Annotated in this window: 15 protein-coding genes; 7 read left to right on the plus strand and 8 right to left on the minus strand. The window is 41.6% G+C overall.

What is annotated here, in order from left to right; translation table 11 throughout:
* Position 1: 1 nt before the first annotated feature.
* Positions 2–1,057, minus strand: coding sequence for an FAD-dependent oxidoreductase (locus tag TES1_RS05170; RefSeq protein WP_042680839.1), 1,056 nt, complete (start codon positions 1,055–1,057; stop codon positions 2–4).
* Positions 1,058–1,071: 14 nt separating this feature from the next.
* Positions 1,072–1,449 carry a 4Fe-4S dicluster domain-containing protein gene (locus tag TES1_RS05175; RefSeq protein WP_042680841.1) on the minus strand — a complete coding sequence of 126 codons (378 nt, stop codon included), beginning with the start codon at positions 1,447–1,449 and terminating at the stop codon, positions 1,072–1,074.
* A gap of 466 nt (positions 1,450–1,915) precedes the next feature.
* On the opposite strand from TES1_RS05175, the gene TES1_RS05180 reads away from it, so the two are divergent.
* Positions 1,916–3,136, plus strand: a complete 1,221-nt coding sequence (locus tag TES1_RS05180; RefSeq protein ID WP_227738517.1) for an iron-containing alcohol dehydrogenase — start codon at positions 1,916–1,918, stop codon at positions 3,134–3,136.
* Between the two features lie 32 nt (positions 3,137–3,168).
* Here the strand turns inward: TES1_RS05180 and TES1_RS05185 are convergent, their stop codons facing one another.
* Positions 3,169–3,450 carry a hypothetical protein gene (locus tag TES1_RS05185; RefSeq protein ID WP_042680843.1) on the minus strand — a complete coding sequence of 94 codons (282 nt, stop codon included), beginning with the start codon at positions 3,448–3,450 and terminating at the stop codon, positions 3,169–3,171.
* A gap of 92 nt (positions 3,451–3,542) precedes the next feature.
* Here TES1_RS05185 and TES1_RS05190 point away from each other — a divergent pair, with 92 nt between their 5' ends.
* Both TES1_RS05190 and TES1_RS05195 read left to right on the plus strand, forming a co-directional pair.
* Positions 3,543–6,134 (plus strand): ATP-dependent helicase, encoded by a 2,592-nt coding sequence (locus TES1_RS05190; protein WP_042680845.1) that lies wholly within the window; start codon positions 3,543–3,545, stop codon positions 6,132–6,134.
* 52 nt (positions 6,135–6,186) lie between these two features.
* A complete protein-coding gene (locus tag TES1_RS05195; protein ID WP_042680847.1) occupies positions 6,187–7,368 on the plus strand; it encodes an outer membrane protein assembly factor BamB family protein in 1,182 nt (393 codons plus the stop codon).
* A gap of 21 nt (positions 7,369–7,389) precedes the next feature.
* On the opposite strand, the gene TES1_RS05200 is transcribed toward TES1_RS05195, so the two are convergent.
* Both TES1_RS05200 and TES1_RS05205 read right to left on the minus strand, forming a co-directional pair.
* The gene (locus TES1_RS05200; protein WP_042680849.1) at positions 7,390–8,733 is read right to left on the minus strand and encodes an ATP-binding protein; all 1,344 of its coding nucleotides are present in this window, start codon (positions 8,731–8,733) and stop codon (positions 7,390–7,392) included.
* 114 nt (positions 8,734–8,847) lie between these two features.
* Positions 8,848–10,701, minus strand: a complete 1,854-nt coding sequence (locus tag TES1_RS05205; RefSeq protein WP_042680851.1) for a prolyl oligopeptidase family serine peptidase — start codon at positions 10,699–10,701, stop codon at positions 8,848–8,850.
* Between the two features lie 104 nt (positions 10,702–10,805).
* Here TES1_RS05205 and TES1_RS05210 point away from each other — a divergent pair, with 104 nt between their 5' ends.
* Together TES1_RS05210 and TES1_RS05215 are read left to right on the plus strand one after the other, a co-directional pair.
* A complete protein-coding gene (locus TES1_RS05210; RefSeq protein ID WP_042680852.1) occupies positions 10,806–12,698 on the plus strand; it encodes a GNAT family N-acetyltransferase in 1,893 nt (630 codons plus the stop codon).
* A 64-nt stretch (positions 12,699–12,762) separates the two neighbouring features.
* A complete protein-coding gene (locus tag TES1_RS05215; protein ID WP_042680854.1) occupies positions 12,763–13,440 on the plus strand; it encodes a DUF4097 family beta strand repeat-containing protein in 678 nt (225 codons plus the stop codon).
* Here TES1_RS05215 and mrtA read toward each other — a convergent pair.
* The gene (gene mrtA / locus TES1_RS05220; RefSeq protein WP_042680856.1) at positions 13,427–14,020 is read right to left on the minus strand and encodes a CPBP family archaeomyxosortase MrtA; all 594 of its coding nucleotides are present in this window, start codon (positions 14,018–14,020) and stop codon (positions 13,427–13,429) included. The genes TES1_RS05215 and mrtA overlap by 14 nt on opposite strands.
* Entirely contained in the window at positions 14,017–14,916 is a 900-nt protein-coding gene (locus TES1_RS05225) for an FKBP-type peptidyl-prolyl cis-trans isomerase (RefSeq protein ID WP_051408243.1), read from the minus strand. Before TES1_RS05225 ends, mrtA begins: the two co-directional genes overlap by 4 nt.
* Positions 14,917–15,024: 108 nt before the next feature.
* Here TES1_RS05225 and cysS point away from each other — a divergent pair, with 108 nt between their 5' ends.
* Positions 15,025–16,455: a cysteine--tRNA ligase gene (gene cysS / locus TES1_RS05230; protein ID WP_173391312.1), complete on the plus strand. Its 1,431-nt coding sequence runs from the start codon at positions 15,025–15,027 to the stop codon at positions 16,453–16,455.
* Here the strand turns inward: cysS and TES1_RS05235 are convergent.
* Positions 16,452–16,700 (minus strand): hypothetical protein, encoded by a 249-nt coding sequence (locus TES1_RS05235; RefSeq protein WP_042680862.1) that lies wholly within the window; start codon positions 16,698–16,700, stop codon positions 16,452–16,454. The genes cysS and TES1_RS05235 overlap by 4 nt on opposite strands.
* 98 nt (positions 16,701–16,798) lie before the next feature.
* Between TES1_RS05235 and TES1_RS05240 the strand changes: the two genes are divergently transcribed.
* Positions 16,799–18,115, plus strand: a complete 1,317-nt coding sequence (locus TES1_RS05240) for a M20/M25/M40 family metallo-hydrolase (RefSeq protein WP_084340024.1) — start codon at positions 16,799–16,801, stop codon at positions 18,113–18,115.
* The last annotated feature ends 58 nt before the right edge of the window (positions 18,116–18,173 follow it).

The following is an 18,173-nucleotide window of genomic DNA, read 5'->3' on the forward strand; positions in this document are numbered from 1 at the left end:
ATCACCTCCCAAGAAGCCACATGTGCATACTTTCAGCAGCTAGCAGTCCATCCAACACAGCCCTACCGACTTTTGATGGTCCAATAACAACGTCACCAGCGGCAAAAACACCTTCTCTGCTTGTCATGTGCCTTGAATCAACGACAATTCTGCCCTTCTTGTCAACAGCAATTCCAACATCTTCAGAAAAGGGTGGGGTGGGCCTTTGTCCAACTGCAAAGACTACATAATCCACATCGATTTGGAAGTTTGAACCTTCAATTGGAATTGGTTTCCTCCTTCCACTTTCGTCTGGCTCTCCAAGCTTACATTTTTGCAACTCGACAGCGACAACTTTTCCGTGTTCACCAATTATTCTCACTGGAACTGTAAGCTCGAGCCACCTAACACCTCTCTGCTTAAGGAGGTTTATCTCATAAGCACCGGCAGGAGCTTCCTTTATGGTCCTTCTATAACTCATGTAAACCTTCTCTGCTCCAAGAAGTAAGCTTTCCATAGCAGCATCTACAGCTGTGTGTCCGGCTCCAACCACCATGACTCTCTTTCCATCAATTGGAGGAACTTCATCCCAGCTCATGTGGCCGAGCTTTGCTGATTTGATTTTGAAGAGATAGTCCAAAGCTGGATAAACTCCTTCCAAATCGACACCCTCAATGTTTGGCATCCATGATTCCCAAGTTCCTGTTGCTATAAGAACAGCATCATATTTCTCAACTAGTTCATTGAAGTTTACGACATTCTCAACGAATTCATCTCCTTCCTCTTCACCGTTTCCGAATGCAACTTTGGTTTTGGGGAAAAACTTGACCTCAAATACATTTTCGAGTTCTTCATACCCCTTTCTGACTCTGTAGATAGGTATTCTAAACTCTGGGATCCCAAAGAGCATCAATCCACCAGGTTCTGGCAACTTGTCATATACGTGGACTTCGTGACCTTGGCAGACTAAATAACCTGCTGCACTTAATCCAGCAGGACCTGCACCAATTATTGCGACTTTTTTTCCTGTTGGTTCCGGTTTTTCTCTACATAGGAAAGCAAATCTCATACCTTTCATTAACATTCACCCCCTCAAATTAAATATCCCTCATATTTGTCAGAGACAGAGGAAATCTTCTTCATCTTGCATTCATCACAGATAAACGCAAACTCAACCTTTTCGCCCATTTTAAGTAGCTGTTGAGCATAATATTCGGCTTCTTTTTTAGTGCGCATCATCTTTCTGCCACATTCAAGGCAGTAAGCGTATTCAAATTCCAGTGTTATTTTATCCGGTTTTCTCTCTATTGCCCTAGTTGGACATACTTCGTTGCACTCAAAGCTACAGTTACCACAGTTTTCAGGAGAAAAGTGTATTATTCTTTTGCTGTCATCAGCTACCCCAATAGCGTCAAAGGGACATACATTTGCACATGCCGTACATCCGATGCATAGCTCAACTTTTAACATTTTCGCATCACTTTGGACATTTAGGTACTGATTTGAGCTGTAAGGCTATTTTATATCCAAATGAATACTTCTTGTCATTTACATTTTTCAAAAGAGGTTATAAAAGCGTTTTTTAAACAAAGTTTTCTCAACCAAAGGTTAATTGTTTTGTTTATTTCAAAAATAAAAATAAAGAAACCAATTACCATAGTTTATATTTACATAGTTCTACATTAGATTTTATGTTAACTAAGATGCTGGACTAGTATAAAGAATAACAGATAACCAGACAATTTTTGTTTTCATCTTTATGGTTGTGATAACAAAAATGGTTAAGAAAGGAATTTTAACCTATTAAACCATTTTGTTTACTGTTTTACGCTAAATCTCCAAAATTCTGAACTTTTAGTTGGAAATCTCTTGTTTTAGAAAAGTTTTTATAGTGATAGAGATAATGTACTATTGAATACATTTGGAGGGATGTACAATGTTGTGGGAATCCCAAATCCCCATAAACCAAATTTTTGAGCTCCGCTGCAGGACTATTGACTATTTTGGTGTTGGTGCAATTAACAAGTTCTATGACATAGCCAAAGACCTTAAGGAAAACCGCGGCATAAGTAGAGTTATCCTCGTCACTGGAAAAAGCTCATACAAGAAGTGTGGCGCTTGGGATGTTGTTAAACCAGCCCTCGAGGAAAACGGCATTGAGTATGTTCACTACGACAAAGTTGGTCCAAACCCAACAGTTGACATGGTCGATGAAGCCGCACAAATGGGAAAGGAATTCGGAGCACAGGCTGTTATAGGAATCGGTGGGGGAAGTCCAATAGACACTGCCAAGAGCGTTGCTATTTTGCTTGAGTATACCGATAAAACCGCAAGAGAGCTCTACAAGCTCCAGTTCTCCCCAAGAAAAGCAAAGCCAATTATTGCCATAAACACCACTCATGGTACTGGAACTGAGGTTAACAGATTTGCAGTTGCTTCAATCCTTGAGGAGGAGTACAAACCAGCCATAGCTTACGACTGTATCTACCCGCTCTACTCCATCGATGACCCCACACTTATGACAAAGCTTCCAGCTGATCAGACCCGCTATGTGACAATTGATGCCCTCAACCATGTCAACGAGGCCGCTACAACAAAGGTTGCCTCACCATATTCAATACTTCTTGCAAAGGAAACTGCCAGGCTTATCTTTGACTATCTTCCAGAGGCCTTAATTCACCCAGACAACCTTCAAGCAAAGTACTACCTCCTCTACGCTTCAGCAATAGCTGGAATTAGCTTCGATAATGGTCTGCTCCACTTCACCCACGCTCTCGAGCACCCGCTCAGCGCTGTAAAGCCAGACCTTCCACATGGTCTTGGTCTTGCAATTCTCTTACCAGCAGTTATCAAGCACATTTACCCAGCCACTGCAAGGATACTTGCTGAGATATACAGGCCACTCGTTCCAGAAGTTAAAGGAGTTCCGGGAGAGGCAGAGCTCGTAGCCAAGAAGGTTGAAGAGTGGCTGTTTGCTATCGGCATTACCCAGAAACTCACTGACGTTGGATTCTCTGAGGATGACGTGAAAAGGCTTACAGAACTCGCAATGACAACACCAAGCCTCAACCTGCTCCTGTCCCTTGCACCAGTTGAGGCTACAAAAGAGACCATTGAAGCAATTTATCGCGACTCACTTTATCCGCTTAGCAAGTGACGTAAGGGATATTTCTCCTTTTTTCTTTTGGCTTATTGAGAAGATTGTTCACTCTTGAGCTTGTACTTCACCAAATATCTCCCTCTCTCAAACTCCTCCTCACTTTCTAGGACTTCGACAGGCTCAATATTTAATCCAAAGTTCATTGCCTCCCACTTTATGTCCTCAAAGTAATCGTAAAGCCCGCAAGTTTTACAAAAGCTACCGTCAAACTCAATGATAACCTCATCTCCCTCAGCCTTGACAATTTTAGCTTGAGCCTCACTCCCATGATATTTATTAAACTCCTGGATAACTCTCTTTAGGACTTCCATACCCTCACCTCATTTAGGTTTAGATTTTTCATTTAAAAAGTTTATTAAATTAACCGAAGAGTTTAAAAATCAAACCTAGGAAGGTTAGTCCGATGATAAGGTTCGCTCAGAGAGAATATACCGACGAGGAGATTTACGAGATATTAGTTGATCCGGTTAGAGAGTGGTTTAGATGGAAATTTGGAACATTTACACCTCCTCAAAGATATGCAGTCATTGAGATTCACAAGGGTGAAAATGTTCTTATTTCTTCACCAACGGGCAGTGGAAAAACTCTATCCGCTTTTCTTGCTGCCATAAATGAGCTGATTTTATTGGGAAAAGAAGGCGAGCTTGAAGATAAAATCTACGTTCTCTATGTTTCTCCCCTCAGAGCTTTAAACAATGATATCAGAAGGAACCTAGAAGAACCACTCAGGGAAATTAGAGAAGTTGCTCAAAAGATGGGCTACGACTTGCCGGAGATAAGAGTCGCAGTGAGGACAAGCGACACTTCAAGCTATGAAAAGCAGAAGATGGTTAAAAAGCCACCTCATATTTTGATCACAACCCCAGAAAGTTTAGCTATAGCTTTAAACGCTCCAAAGTTTCGTGAGAGGTTAAAAACCGTTAAGTATGTCATAGTTGATGAAGTTCATGCATTAGCTGAAAATAAGCGCGGCTCTCACTTATCTTTAAGCCTTGAGAGGTTACAAAATTTAGCTGGAAACTTTGTTAGGATTGGGCTTAGTGCAACAATACATCCTCTCGAAGAAGTAGCGAAGTTCGTTTTCGGCTTTAATGATGATGGAACCCCTCGCCTCGGTTTGATTGTTGATGTCAGCTTTGCAAAGAAAACTGAAATCAAAGTGGAGAGTGTAGTTGAGGATTTAGTTTATGCCCCCGCGAGTGAGCTGAGCGAAGCTTTATATAAACGCTTGGATGAGCTCATTGAGCAGCACAGGACAGTCCTGATATTTACAAATACAAGGAGCGGTGCTGAGAGGGTTGCCTATCATCTCAAGAAAAAGTTCCCAAAATATGCGGAACTAATTGAAGCCCACCATTCGAGCCTTTCAAGAGATGTTAGGCTTGAAGTAGAGGAGAAACTGAAGAGGGGAGAACTTCGCTGTGTTGTTAGCTCCACATCGCTTGAGTTGGGCATAGACATCGGAAGCATTGACTTAGTTGTTCTGATAGGCTCACCCAAGAGTGTGAACAGAGCTCTGCAGAGAATTGGAAGGGCTGGTCATAGACTGCATGAAGTCAGCAAGGGAGTTATCCTTGTCTTGGATAGGGATGATCTGGTTGAATGTACTGTTTTAGCTCACAACGCGAGGAATAGAAAATTGGACAGAATTAAAATTCCGCAGAATCCTCTCGATGTTCTTGTTCAGCATGTTCTTGGCATGGCTTTGGAAAGAGTGTGGGACATTAACGAAGCGTATAAGCTTGTGAGAAGAGCGTATCCGTACCGCAACTTGAGTTTTGAAGACTTTATGAGTGTTCTTAGGTATTTAGCAGGGGAATATGCTGGGCTCGAGGAGAAGAAGGTTTATGCAAAGATTTGGCTCGATGAAAAGGAAGGCAAATTTGGAAAAAGAGGAAAAATGACGAGAGCAATCTACTACATGAACACAGGCACAATTCCAGATGAAGCCAAGATTGAAGTTTACACAATGGATAAGAGATTTATTGGAACGGTTGAGGAGGAATTCGCTGAACGCTTGATGCCCGGAGATATTTTTGTCTTAGCTGGAAGGACATATGAGTTTAAAAAGTCAAGGGGCAACAGAATTTACGTCGAGCCCAAAGAGGGAGCAAAGCCGACGATTCCAGCGTGGTTCTCCGAGATGTTGCCATTAAGCTTTGATTTAGCATTGGACATTCAGAGGTTTAGAAGAGAGGTTAAGGGTCTGCTGAACAATAGAAGAGCCAAAAGCTTTCTCATGAGGAAATATCAGATTGATGAAAAAGCAGCAAAAGCAATCTTAGGATATTTCAGAGAACAAGCAAAGTATTCAACAATTCCAGATGATGAAACCCTTTTGGTTGAGGAAGTTTTGGAAGAGAAAAGGGCAAAGTACTTCTTCCACACGCTGATAGGGAGGAGAGCAAATGAAGCCTTGAGTAGAGCTTTTGCATATCTAGTGAGCAAAAAGAAAAGATGCAATGTGGGAATTGCCATAAGCGATAATGGTTTTATGTTGATTTTGCCGAGAGAGAAGAGATTAAGTGAGGAGGAGATTAGAGCTTTATTCCAGCTTGAGGATTTAAGAGAAACTCTTAAGAAAGCTTTGGACAACACGGAGCTTTTGAAGAGAAGATTCAGACACGTCGCCAACAGGGGTCTGCTTATTTTGAGGAGGTACATGGGAAGAAAGAAAAGCTTAAGCAGACAGCAGCTGAATGCTCAAACCTTGTTGAGACTCCTCAAGAAGAATTATCCAGACTTTCCCCTCCTCAAAGAGGTTTATCGCGAGATTATGGAGGATAAGATGGACATTGATAATGCAGAGCTGTTTTTGAAATGGGTTAAAGAGGGCAAGATAAACATCGTTTTTGAACAAAATGAATTGCCAAGTCCATTCGCCTTCAACCTTGAAGTTATTGGAGCGAGCGATGTTGTGCTTATGGAAGACAGAAGGGAACTGATTAAGCAACTGCATAGGAAGATAATGGCTATGATTGGAGAGTTCAATTGAATGCCGTGATAAACTTTTTAAGTGTGAATTCTTAGTATTCAGGGGAGTGGTAATGAAAAGCTGGACAAAAAAGTTTCTTGGAGTATTCCTTCTACTATCAATCCAGCCACTCTTGGGATATTATGATTACATAAAGAGTGAAACTTTTATCAAGGAGCCTATCTGGAGTCTTGACAAATTCACCACCGGGGGTTTTATTAGAGGCAAATTTTATGATGACAAGCTTGTGGTAGCTGAAACAAATTTAAGCATATTTTCAAATGAAGGAAGTATTATCATGATATTTTCAGAGAGAGGAGAGCTTTTAAAGAGGTTTAAGACGAAGTTTAAGGTATATTCCTTTGCAGTTGCTGATAACACATTGTTTGTGAGTGAGTCAAAAATTCTCAACATAAAGGGTTCAACAATACATACACAGAATTTTATCTCTGCATATTCCCTCGATGGAAAGCTTCTCTGGCGGCAGAATATTTCTGCTTTCGCCTTGACTTACTCCAATGGCAGAATTTTTGGAATTGACAAAGAAAAGATTTTTGTCCTCGACACTAACGGCAATCTGCTTTGGAAGAAAACTATTAAGGGAAATCCCTACAGGATACTTTCGTGTGAGAACCTAGTTATAGTGAGTACTGAAAACATGAGAAGATACGAAGTACTAGCATTTTCATCCTCCGGAGATTTTCTTTGGAAGCTTGAAAATGATGTATCTGCACTGGATACAAACTGTCACCGTCTTTTAATACGTGGAAGCAACTGGTATGGTCTCTTTGATATGAGCGGTAACGAGCTGTGGATGAGAGAGATATCTTCCAGAAATCAAGTTATATTCAAAAGGGATAGCATTGCATTCTATAACTTTCATGCTCACTTGAGTAGGGCAGGAAATGTTTATTTGAGCGAAGTCAATTCTTTCACAATCCTTAATAATGATGGCAAGGTTATTGCCCATTACAACAAAACAATGGGAGACTTTCAAATTTCTCCAGATGAGAAGTTTATTTTCGATGGATATCAAGTGTTCGTAAATCCGCTCTACGATAAAGACCATGATAAAATTCCTGATGATGAAGATATCCTCCCCATAAATAATGAATTGCTGCATCAGCTTTTCGCTGCTTTTGGGATTAGTTTCATCTTTGCCTCACTCTATGAATGGCAGAAGAAAAGAAAAAGCAGAAGAGCCCATGAAAAATACTTAAGATTGAAAAGTGAACTGGAAAGACACTTGCTGTAACTTTCGGGAAGTTATACAAGTTTATAATACACTTTCAAAATCCCCCAAGTCCCACACAAGCCAGCCCTTTTCTCTGAGTTTTTCATTCCCTTCAACATCCCTTGCTATCAACCCATAAAACTTCTCCCACCCTTCCAGCCCAACCAGCTCGCTTTTCATCTCCAAATCCTTCAAAACTTTCTTAGCTTCTCTTTCGCTCAGCTCCTTCCACTTGACTTCAACAAACAGGGCTTTTCTCTCACGCTTATTCAAAGCCACTAGATCAATCTCCTCATCCTTATGCCACCACTTCCCAATCTTGGTGAACTTAAATGGAAGTTTTCCGGCTTTATTTAGCCTCACAAGGAACTGCCTCGCAACTTTCTCAAAAACCCAACCAAGATACCGACTGTAATCCTCCCGTATCTCTACAACATTGAAAGTTCCCTCTTCAATCCTCGACAGGTTAGGATAGATGTAGCGGAACCAGAATGCCAAGAAGTTGTCAGCAACATAGTAGCGTCCCTTCTTTGAAGCAGGCTTTTCTGTGACTGGAACTTCTCTCACGACTAAATCAGTTTCAATGAGATTTCTGAGGTAGGGCGTTATGTCAGAGTGCCTCATCCCCGTGAAGTTCTTTATCTCCTTTGGCGTCGTTTTACCGAGTGCTATTGCCTCAAGTATGCGCCTGTAGGTTCTTGTTTCCGTGAATTCATACCTGAGCAGAAAATCAACCTCATCCCTGAAGAAGCTCACGGGATTGAGCAGCTCTTTCTCAAGCCATTCCCAGAAGGGTAGTTTAACTTGGATTATGTAGAAGGGTATCCCATCGGTAAACCCGTATATCTCAATCAGCTCTTTCCAGCTTATCCCCGGGAAGAACTCCCTTAAGGTGAAGAACTCCATTGGTTTAAGCTTCATTGAACCCGTTCTCCTGCCGTATAGCGGGCTCTTGTAGCTCAGCACCTTCTCGGTTATCATGCTTACTGAAGAACCGAGGAGTATAAGTTTAGTGTTTGAATTCGAGAGATTAAGATCAACCGCCTTTTGAAAGATGGAAACGACTTTGGGGTCTTCCTTAATCATGTTGGGAAACTCGTCTATGATTATCACCTTTCCTTTCAGAGCATGGAGCAGGCTTTCCCAATCTTCGCGTGCGTATCTCACTTCAGGGGCTATTCTCTCCGCAGTTTCCCGAAAATGTCTGAGGTTGTCACCCTCAACCGCTAGATAGTAGATGTGAGGGAAATCTTTAACTGCCTCAAGAACGAGTCGGGTTTTTCCAACTCTTCTTCTGCCATATATCACGATCAGCTCAAATTTCTTGCTCATCAGCTTTTCCCTTATTGCCCTCAGCTCATTTTTTCTGTCCACGAAGTGTTTCATATGATAATCACCATTATCATAATGGAGGTTATCACTAATAAATCTTCCCATCCTGAGGCTTTGAATTGCATAAGAAATCGCAGTAAAAAGCGTTAGAAAGAAGAAACTTTAATCTTAACCAAGCACCTTAACCACAAACGCCAACATATCAGTGAGTTCCTTAATCCTCGTTTCTGGCGAAGCTCCCATGTGTCCACTCTTCGTCTCAACGCGCAGATAAACAGGAGCACCGACATCTTTCAGCTTCTTGGCGAATTTGAGCGCATGTGCAGGATGGACTCTGTCATCGTGCAGACCAGTGTAGATTAGCGTCGGCGGGTATTTTTGAGGTTTTACATTATGATAGGGCGAATACTTCAGCAAAAACTCCCTGTCCTTCGGGTCATCGGGGTTTCCGTACTCTGGAATCCATACGCTTCCAATGTAGAGCTTGTGGAAGCGGAGCATATCTATTACTGGATATCCAATTAAAGCGGCATCCATAACATCTGGTCTCTGAACCAAAACCGCTGAAACCAAAAGTCCTCCGTTGCTCCTTCCCCAAGCGGCAACTTTGTAGCCTTCACTCTTCAGCTTCTCCAAAACAGCTATGAAGTCATCAAAGACGTTCTGTTTGTTTTCCCTCATTCCGGCTCTGTGCCACTCCTCACCGTATTCGCTCCCACCTCTTAAGTTTGCCATCACAAACGTACCACCGCGCTCGATGAAGGGAATCACCTGAGGAACGAACCTTGGGAGCAAGGCAATGTTGAAGCCTCCATATCCGAAAACCCAAGCTTTGTTGCTTTTTGCTCCTTTCTTCTTGACCATGAAATAGTGAACCCTTGTTCCATCCTTGGAAACTGCAAAATCTTCACTGACTTCAAATTCTCCTTCAACTTCAACCTCATCAATCAGCTCAAGCTTGTCTCTAAAGCGGTAAAGCCTGTAGGGAACTGTAAAACTCTCATATCTAAGTAAAACCTGCTCTCCATCATTGTCAAGCGGGTAAACCTGTCCCGGCATCTTAAAGCTTATCTCATCTATAAGCCTTCCATCAAGTGTAAACACCTTAAGTTTCGAGGAGGCATGGACTAAATAGCCAGCAAGTATTCTATCATTGACAATAACCGCCCACTCAAGCGGAAACTCATTCTCTGGAATAATCTCCTCAACTTTGTCATTTTCGATTGCAATAACTTTCCCAGGCCCTCTTCCTTTGCGTGTGTAGATGTAGAGCTTTCCATTGATGACATCTATCGGATGCGCTGGAACATCGCTTGAGTAAATCTTCTCCCACTTTTCTGGCTCATCAATTGGGCCAAGATAAATATCGGCTTTGTTCCAGCCGAATGTAACCGTTAGCATTGCCCATTTTCCATCCGTGCTCTTGTGCAGATTCATAAAATATCCTGAACCAAATCCCTCACCAAATACCATTATTTCATCTTTTCCTTTCTTCAGAAAAATTCTCTCCGCTGGCGGTTCCATGCCATCGGGAGTCTTTTCTTTTCGGTAGAAGCGGGCAAAATAATAACCATCATCGAGGAAAACGATATTCCACAATGACGGCTTTATCTCCTCGATGATTTCTCCAGTTTTAGGATCAACTATCCTCGTTATCCCTTCATCAGCCCCTCCAATTGAGAAGTTGTAGGCTAATCTTTTCCCATCTCTATCAACGGTAAATCCTTGAAGGAGAACCTCATCGCCAAGCTCTTCTTCAAGCTTTTTAGAATCAACTATAATTTCTCCAGTCTCGAGGAGTTTTATGAGCTGTCTTCCTGCTTCATTTATCTTCACAAAGGTTCCTCTCTTTGTAACTTGAGCCTCCCAGATGTTGGGCAGGTAATAGTACTTTCTCACATCATTAATCAGCTTTTCTGGTAAATCTCCAATAAATTGTCTAAAGCGCTTGTTTTCCTCCTCAATGAACTTTAGAACTCTCTCATCATTCAGATTCTCCATCCAAATGTATGGGTCTTCCATTTAAACCACCATTAAGATGTTGGGATTAGCGTTATTAAATGCATTATGGCAGAGCATAGACTAACCTTAAATACACAAAAAGCAAATACCCGATGGTGGTAACAATGATTCTTAGAGGTAGAGTCGTTGGTAATGAAATTCCACGCTTCAAGCACCGATGGTTTGGAATTCTTGAGGTTGAGGCTAAGGACGAAAAGTATAAGCTCTACATGAGCGGCGTTGCTCAGTGGTTTGTAACCGAGGATGAAGTTGAGATTCATGTAAAAGAGAAGCCGAAAGTTAAAAATGGTGAGAAAATTCTTGATTTTGATGATTATGAGCTTTACAAGTTCTATCAAGGAGATAAAATCAAAGTTTGGCCATTATGGGAAAAAGAATATGAAGCAAAGCGCTATTCCCCACTAACTGGTGAACTGCTCTATACCTACAAGATTAAGGCGAGAGAGGCAACTTATGAAAGCGACTTTGAGGCAATAGCGGAGCTTGAGCAGTATCACTATGCATCTCAAAAGGAGAAAGTTGCACTCTGGAGATGTGAGAGGTGTGGCAATGTCTTCGAAGCAAATACAAAGCAAAAATGTCCGAAGTGTGGAAGTGAAGATGTCCACATCTTGGAGATTAAGGGTTCAACCCCTGCTTCACGCTTCCTTATTCTTGAGCTTGAGAACAGAGAGGAGTATGAGCCAAGAATTTTAGCTTATGTTAGAATTGACCCACCAATTCCATTGATGCACAGGCGATTGCCTAACGGCGAAATAGAGAAGAACATTCGTGAGAAGGTCTTTCCAGAAGACTGGTTCCACCCAGCATTCTGGCCGGAGAAAATTTTGAAGGAGCTTTATGAAGAGCTCAAGAAGAGATATCCCAAAAAAGTTGCCCGCTCAATGCTCTGGGAGAAAGCAAAATGGCAAGCTTTAAGAGAGAGCAACACTGCTGGAGCAAGAATTGCAAGGGTTGTTGTTCATCCAGATTACAGGAGTGATGGATTAGGCCAACTAAGCGTTAAAGCTGCATTAGAATGGATTAAAGAACGTAGAATTCCAGAGATGAGAAAGAGGAAGCACATAGTAGAGACAATAGCCCAAATGGCTCGTTATAATCCCTTCTTTGAAAAAGTTGGCTTTAAGTTCCTCTGGGAGACTGCAAGTGGAAGACCTGTTCTATTTTATCCGCTGACTGATGAAGCCAAAGAATACATAGAGAGATTTTTGAAAGAAGACCCATATGCCCCCAAAGACGGAAGACTGTGGAGGCCAAGCTATGGAAAAGTTGAACCATTAAAGAGCTCGATAATTTTCAAAAATGTAAGCAAGGTCTTCGAGAGTGAGCTTGACATAAAAGGTCTTCCCGAGGAAATTCAAGAGCTTTTGAGGGCTTTTGGAGTTAGACATAGAGTGATTCAGAGACCCGTTCTGAGAAATCTAAACTTTGAGATCAAACCAAAAGAGTTGATTGTGGTTGTTGGAGCTAGCGGTGCAGGTAAGACAACTCTGCTGAGGTTAATTCTTGGAGCGGCTAAAGGTTACTGGGAAGAGAAATACAGACCGACAAGCGGAGAAATTGAAGTGCCAGAAAACGTTAAGGTCTCGGTCATGATTCCTGGAGAATTTGAGCCGGAGTTTGGAAGTGAGAGTATATTGGAGCATGTTTACAGGAAAATCAAGGATCTGAATGCAGCAGTTGAAGTTTTAAATCGCTCTGGTTTGAGCGATGCTGTGCTTTACAGGGCAAAGTTTAGTGAGCTTTCCACAGGACAGAAGGAGAGGGCCAAGATTGCGTCCCTGCTTGCGGAAAAGCCAAATCTATTACTTATGGACGAGTTTGCTGCTCACCTTGATACTCTAACTGCTATGAGGGTTGCAAAGAAGGTCAGCGAGATAATTCGTGAAGCTGGCATTACGGCAGTGATAATCACCCACAGACCGGAGGTCGTTAAAGCCCTCGACCCTGATAAGGTGCTCTTTGTCGGCTACGGCACAGTTAGGATCAGCAAGTAAAGTGCTCACTCCTGACCATATTTTACTTTTCCTTTGAGCATGCAATATAGTAATGGTGAGCAAGATGATTGAAATAATTGAGAGGGAGTATGAGGTAACTGATGGGTTGAAGCTTGTTCTCAGCAATGTGAATGGAGATATTAAAATAAAAGGCTACAATGGAGATACAATAAAAATGAGAGCAGAGAAAAAGTGGGGTCTCCTTGCATCAGAGCCAAAAATCAAGGTAAAGAAGGAAGGAAATGTTCTGAAAATCGAGGCTAAGTACAAGAAAACTTTTGGTATCGGCTTGGGTGGAAGTTCGGTTAATTTTGACATCCTTGTTCCGAAAAGCATTGAAGTAGAGAAGGTTGGCAGTGTAAACGGCAAAATCTCAATTTCAAATGTTAATGGAGTTCTCAAAATTGGAAACGTAAATGGATCAATTGAGCTCGAAAATGTGGAAGTTAGCAAAGTTGGAAATGTAAACGGTCCAATAAAAGCCGTGTTGAGGAGTGTTAGAAATGACGTGAAAATTTCAACTGTAAACGGTGCAATAAAAGTTTTGCTTCCAAGAGAAGCCGATGTAATTATATCAGCAAGCACGACAAATGGAAGAATTTTAGCAGAAGGTTTTGAAAATGTTACAACTTCTTTGACAGGGACATTCGGACCCAAGAGCTTCAGCGCACAGCTTGGCTCTGGAAAGTATTCAATCAAGCTCTCTACGGTAAATGGGAAAATAGAGATTAAACTGATATGATGCAAAGGATGTCAAAAATCACAGCTCCAATCCAGTGTAAAAAGAAGCTCGGCAGAAAGCTTTCGCTCTTCAAATCCATTTTTGCAAATACTATTCCGGCTATAAATGAGTATGGAACTTCTAAAGGAGGCTTTCCTATGTGGATTAAGGTGTAGGGAATGTTTTGGGCTAAAATTCCCAACCATTCGTTCTTTTTTGCTAGCGGAAACAGCAGAATTCCTCTATAAAACGCTTCATGTGCAAACATTATGGCTCCAACTAACAGCTCTTTGAAGACGAAATCGCCCCAAGAAGAGTAGCTGAAAATCGGGTAAAAGTTTCGGAAGCTCCCCATTCTGGATGCATAAATGCTTAGGGGCAGAGTTATTAGAAAAAGGACAAAAGCCCAGATATAACCTTCTCTTCTACCAATCTTAAATCCCAGCTCATTAGGCTTGAATCCCAAAAGGTAAGTTGTAATTAGGGGTAAAAACACATAGAACAAAACATCATAAAATACCCACTCATAGATATTTTGACCCAGATGCCGGTTAAGGATAATAAAAATCAAGGAAATTAAATAAAGAAGGAAAACCCTCATTCTTTAGCTTCCTCTCTGGCTGCTTCTTCTCCTTCAGCTTTAACTTCTTCGGTTTTTTCCTCTACACTTTCGGCGACTTCTTCTGTTTCCTCTTTGATCTCTTCGGATTCAACCTTTTCTTCTTTCTCTTCTTTACTTTCTTGCTCCTTTACTTCTCTCTCCATCTCTTCTTCAACTTTGACCTCTGGGGGCTTCAACAGCTCGTCAATTGTAGGCTTAAACTCAACTTGCTCATAGCCAATGAACCTGAGATCGCTCTCGAGGATGATCTCCCCAAGAATCAGCGTATTTTTGTCAATCTCAACGTCGCTGAAGTCAACTTTGACATCCTTTTCTCCAACTTCAATCTTGACTTTGCTAAGGTCCACCATTGGAAGTCTTAGCTCGATTAATGCTTTAACTTTCTCAATTGGGTCTTCAATTTTCTCTACAATTTCCACTTCATATATAACAGTCTTTCCAGCCAGTGGATGATTGAAATCAACTCTAACTCTTCCGCTTGAGACACTTAGAACTCTTCCCTTCAGCTTCTTTCCACTTTCAGTCTCTATCTCGACTTCTAACCCTGGGAATGGCATGATTCCTTGCCTTCTAAACTGACCAAGGGTAAACGTCTTGATGAGCTTGGGATCTCTCCTTCCAAATGCCTTCTCTGGAGGAACCTCAATTATGTATTTTTTCCCAACCTCAAGGCCTTCAAGCTGTTCATCAAGCCCTTTGAGAACATGACCAGCACCGATTGCAATTGGCACTGGGCCGTAGATACCTTTCTCACTGTAAATTCCAGCTTCCTTTGCAACTTCCTCATAGGTTGTGTCAAAGATTTCTCCAGTTTCTTTGACCTTTCCAATGTAATGAAGTCTTACAACATCTCCCTTTGCCACTTTCATGAGCATAACCTCCTGTTTTTTAAGCTGGTTTAAATTGGGGAATTGGGTTTTTAAGCTTTGCACTTGCCACCAACGATAGTCTAATAAAACCCGGGCAAAAAATTTTTTCAGGTGATAGAAGTGAAGGTGTACAACACGCTTACAAAACAGAAAGAAGAATTCAAACCTTTGAGAAAAGGAGAAGTCAGGATGTATGTCTGTGGTCCAACTGTTTATGATTACACTCATCTAGGCCATGCGAGGACGTACATTGCTTTTGATGTCATTAGAAGGTATCTCGAGCACAAAGGCTATACTGTTTTGATGGTCATGAACTTTACAGACATAGATGACAAAATCATCAGAAGGGCCCAAGAGACAGGTGAAGATCCGAAGAAATTAGCTGAAAAGTTTTTGAGGTATTTCCTTGAGGACATGAAAGCCTTGAAAGTTAAGCCAGCTGACATCTACCCAAGAGTTACAGAGCACATTCAAGATATCATTGAATTTGTGAAGAAGCTTGAAGAAAAAGGTTATGCATACGAAGGAGGCGATGGAGTCTACTTTGAGGTTCAGAGGTTCAAAGACTATGGAAAGCTCAGTGGAATAAAGCTTGAAGAGCTCAGAAAAGGAGCAAGAGTTGAACCAGGGGAAGGGAAGAGGAATCCAGAAGATTTTGCCCTCTGGAAGAAAGCCAAGCCCGGAGAACCAAAGTGGGATTCACCATGGGGTGAAGGAAGGCCAGGCTGGCATATTGAGTGTTCAACTATGAGTACCAAATACTTGGGAGAGCAGTTCGACATTCACGGCGGCGGAAATGACCTAATATTTCCGCATCATGAAAATGAGATAGCTCAAACAGAGGCCTGCACAGGTAAAGAATGGGTTAGGTACTGGCTCCATACGGGTTTCGTCATGGTAAAAGGAGAAAAGATGAGCAAAAGCTTAGGAAACTTTGTCACGATAAGGGAGCTTTTGCAGAGATATTCTCCGGAAGTTATAAGGTTCTTTGTCCTGCAGAAGCACTACCGCTCACCTCTAGACTACACGGAAGAGGGAATACAGCACGCAAAGAACAATCTAGAAAAGCTTTACAACACAATCGAAAACATCAGAATTGCCCTTGAAAAAGCGGAGATACCATTCAAATGGGGCAAAGAGGAGTTTGAGCTTTATGAAGTAATTAGAGAAGCAAAGAAGAAGTTTTATGAAGCAATGGATGACGACTTCAATACTGCTGAAGCCATGAGGCCAATATTTGAGGTCGCAAATGCTGTGAACAAGTATCTGGCAAAGGTAGAAAAGCCAAAGGAAAGCGTTCTGAGAAAAGCCCTTGAGTTCTTCAAGATGGTAGGTGAAATCTTTGGAATCTTTGAGGAGTACTTCAAAGAGACAAAGGAAACAAAAGAGGAGGAGCTGATTGAGCTACTGGTCCAGGTTAGAGCTGAGCTAAGAAAGCAGAAGAACTATGCCTTGGCCGATAAAATTAGAGCAGAACTTAGAGAGCTTGGCATCCAGCTTGAAGACACCCCACAAGGAACAATCTGGAAGAGGATAAATGTTTAATCTTTCTTCTTCCTAAACTCATTTATCAGCTCTTTCGCAGCTTTCACCATCTCTTCAAGTGTTGCACTGTTATGACTAATTCCAATCGTTATCTTAGCATGGGTTGTTGCGTATGAGAAATACAACGTATTTCCTTGGCTCTTTGCAAAGAACTGCTCCACAGTCTCTGCTTCTTCTCCTACATCATCTTCTCCGCCGGGCATGATTTCTGGATTGTCATCAAGTATCATGGGTCTTGGCTCCATTTTTCCACCTCCCTGGCTTTAATTTGCAGGAGATTCCTTTTAAAATTTGGGCCAAAAGGTTAAATATCATTTCGATGGAAATCTTAACGGTGTCAGAAATGTTAGAGCTATTATCTCAGCTGATTGAGTTTGAGACTGTGAACGACCCAACTAGAGGGAAGAAGCCAAGCAGAGAGTGTCCAAAATTCATTAGAGATACCTTAGATTCTTGGGGAATAGAAAGCGAGATAATTGAAGAAGATGGTTACTATGCTGTCTATGGTGAAGTGGGGAATGGTATTCCAAAAATCATGCTCATGGCTCACTTTGACGTCGTTCCGGTGAATATAGAAGAATGGAAAACTGATCCGTTTAAGCTGACGATAATTGGAAATAAAGCTTATGGAAGGGGAAGTGCAGACGACAAAGGTAACGTAGCTGGGATAATGCTTGCTTTAAAGGAGCTTTCAACGAAAAGGCTCAGTGGAAAGGTAATTTTTGCTTTTACTGGGGATGAGGAAATTGGCGGTAAATTAGCAATGCACATAGCGGAAAAGTTAAGGAAGGAGGGTAAACTTCCTAAATATTTGATCAATGCCGATGGAATAGGCATGAATCCAATAATCAGGAGGAGAAAAGGATTCAGCGCTATAATTGAAATACCACAGCAGAAAATTACAATCAAAGGGAAATTGATGAAAAAGTCCTTCACTATAAACACCCCTGTACTTCAAACGAGGCATGCTGCGTATTTCATGCCCGGAGTTGATATGCATCCTATGATTGCTCTTTCTCACTTCCTAAGGAATAGTGATGTCTTTGCTGTAAAAGTTGAAGGCAAATTTTTGAAGTCAAACGTTTTGCCCAGCAAAGTTGAACTGACATATGTAGAACCTGATGAAAGTGGGGAAGAGACTGAGGCAGATTTAGGTCTAACAAATCTTTTGAAGAGTATAGTTCCGTTAGTTAGAGCACCAATAAGTGCTGAAAGATACAGCGATTTTGGAGTTTCGATAACTCCCAACTTATACTCGTTTGAAAATGGAGTTCACAGGCTCAGATTGGATATAAGGGCAATGAGCCATTTGCCTGAGCAAATAGAAAGGGTGCTTAAGGAGGTCGTGGAGTTCAACATTCCGACTGCAAAGCTAACTATTACTCATAATGAAAAGGCAGGATACCTCTTCACTTCTCCAGATTCAGAGCTTGTCAGGGTAATGATGGAAACTCTAGAACACTTGGGGGAGAAAGTCAAGCCAGTTGAAGGCGCTGGAGCATCAGATTCAAGGTATTTCACCCCCTATGGCGTCGAAGCGATAGACTTTGGACCAAGAGGAGGGAACATCCACGGACCAAATGAATACGCGGATGTTCCATCCCTTAAACTACTCCCCAAAATTTATACAGATGTTGCAATGAATTTGCTTAAATCCTGACTATTTATCCATTTTTTATATGGAAACATTTAAATATTCCTATTCCATTAACGCCGTT

The organism is Thermococcus paralvinellae (assembly GCF_000517445.1).
GTDB lineage: Archaea > Methanobacteriota_B > Thermococci > Thermococcales > Thermococcaceae > Thermococcus_B > Thermococcus_B paralvinellae.

Coding starts and splice junctions, on each gene's coding strand:
- TES1_RS05175 (WP_042680841.1), bottom strand. CDS start 1,449: ATGTTAAAAGTTGAGCTATGCATCGGATGTACGGCATGTGCAAATGTA.
- TES1_RS05235 (WP_042680862.1), bottom strand. CDS start 16,700: ATGGAGCCAAGACCCATGATACTTGATGACAATCCAGAAATCATGCCC.
- TES1_RS05190 (WP_042680845.1), top strand. CDS start 3,543: ATGATAAGGTTCGCTCAGAGAGAATATACCGACGAGGAGATTTACGAG.
- TES1_RS05240 (WP_084340024.1), top strand. CDS start 16,799: ATGTTAGAGCTATTATCTCAGCTGATTGAGTTTGAGACTGTGAACGAC.
- TES1_RS05225 (WP_051408243.1), bottom strand. CDS start 14,916: ATGCTCATGAAAGTGGCAAAGGGAGATGTTGTAAGACTTCATTACATT.
- TES1_RS05215 (WP_042680854.1), top strand. CDS start 12,763: ATGATTGAAATAATTGAGAGGGAGTATGAGGTAACTGATGGGTTGAAG.
- TES1_RS05185 (WP_042680843.1), bottom strand. CDS start 3,450: ATGGAAGTCCTAAAGAGAGTTATCCAGGAGTTTAATAAATATCATGGG.
- mrtA (WP_042680856.1), bottom strand. CDS start 14,020: ATGAGGGTTTTCCTTCTTTATTTAATTTCCTTGATTTTTATTATCCTT.
- TES1_RS05195 (WP_042680847.1), top strand. CDS start 6,187: ATGAAAAGCTGGACAAAAAAGTTTCTTGGAGTATTCCTTCTACTATCA.
- TES1_RS05200 (WP_042680849.1), bottom strand. CDS start 8,733: ATGAAACACTTCGTGGACAGAAAAAATGAGCTGAGGGCAATAAGGGAA.
- TES1_RS05205 (WP_042680851.1), bottom strand. CDS start 10,701: ATGGAAGACCCATACATTTGGATGGAGAATCTGAATGATGAGAGAGTT.
- TES1_RS05170 (WP_042680839.1), bottom strand. CDS start 1,057: ATGAAAGGTATGAGATTTGCTTTCCTATGTAGAGAAAAACCGGAACCA.
- TES1_RS05180 (WP_227738517.1), top strand. CDS start 1,916: ATGTTGTGGGAATCCCAAATCCCCATAAACCAAATTTTTGAGCTCCGC.
- TES1_RS05210 (WP_042680852.1), top strand. CDS start 10,806: ATGATTCTTAGAGGTAGAGTCGTTGGTAATGAAATTCCACGCTTCAAG.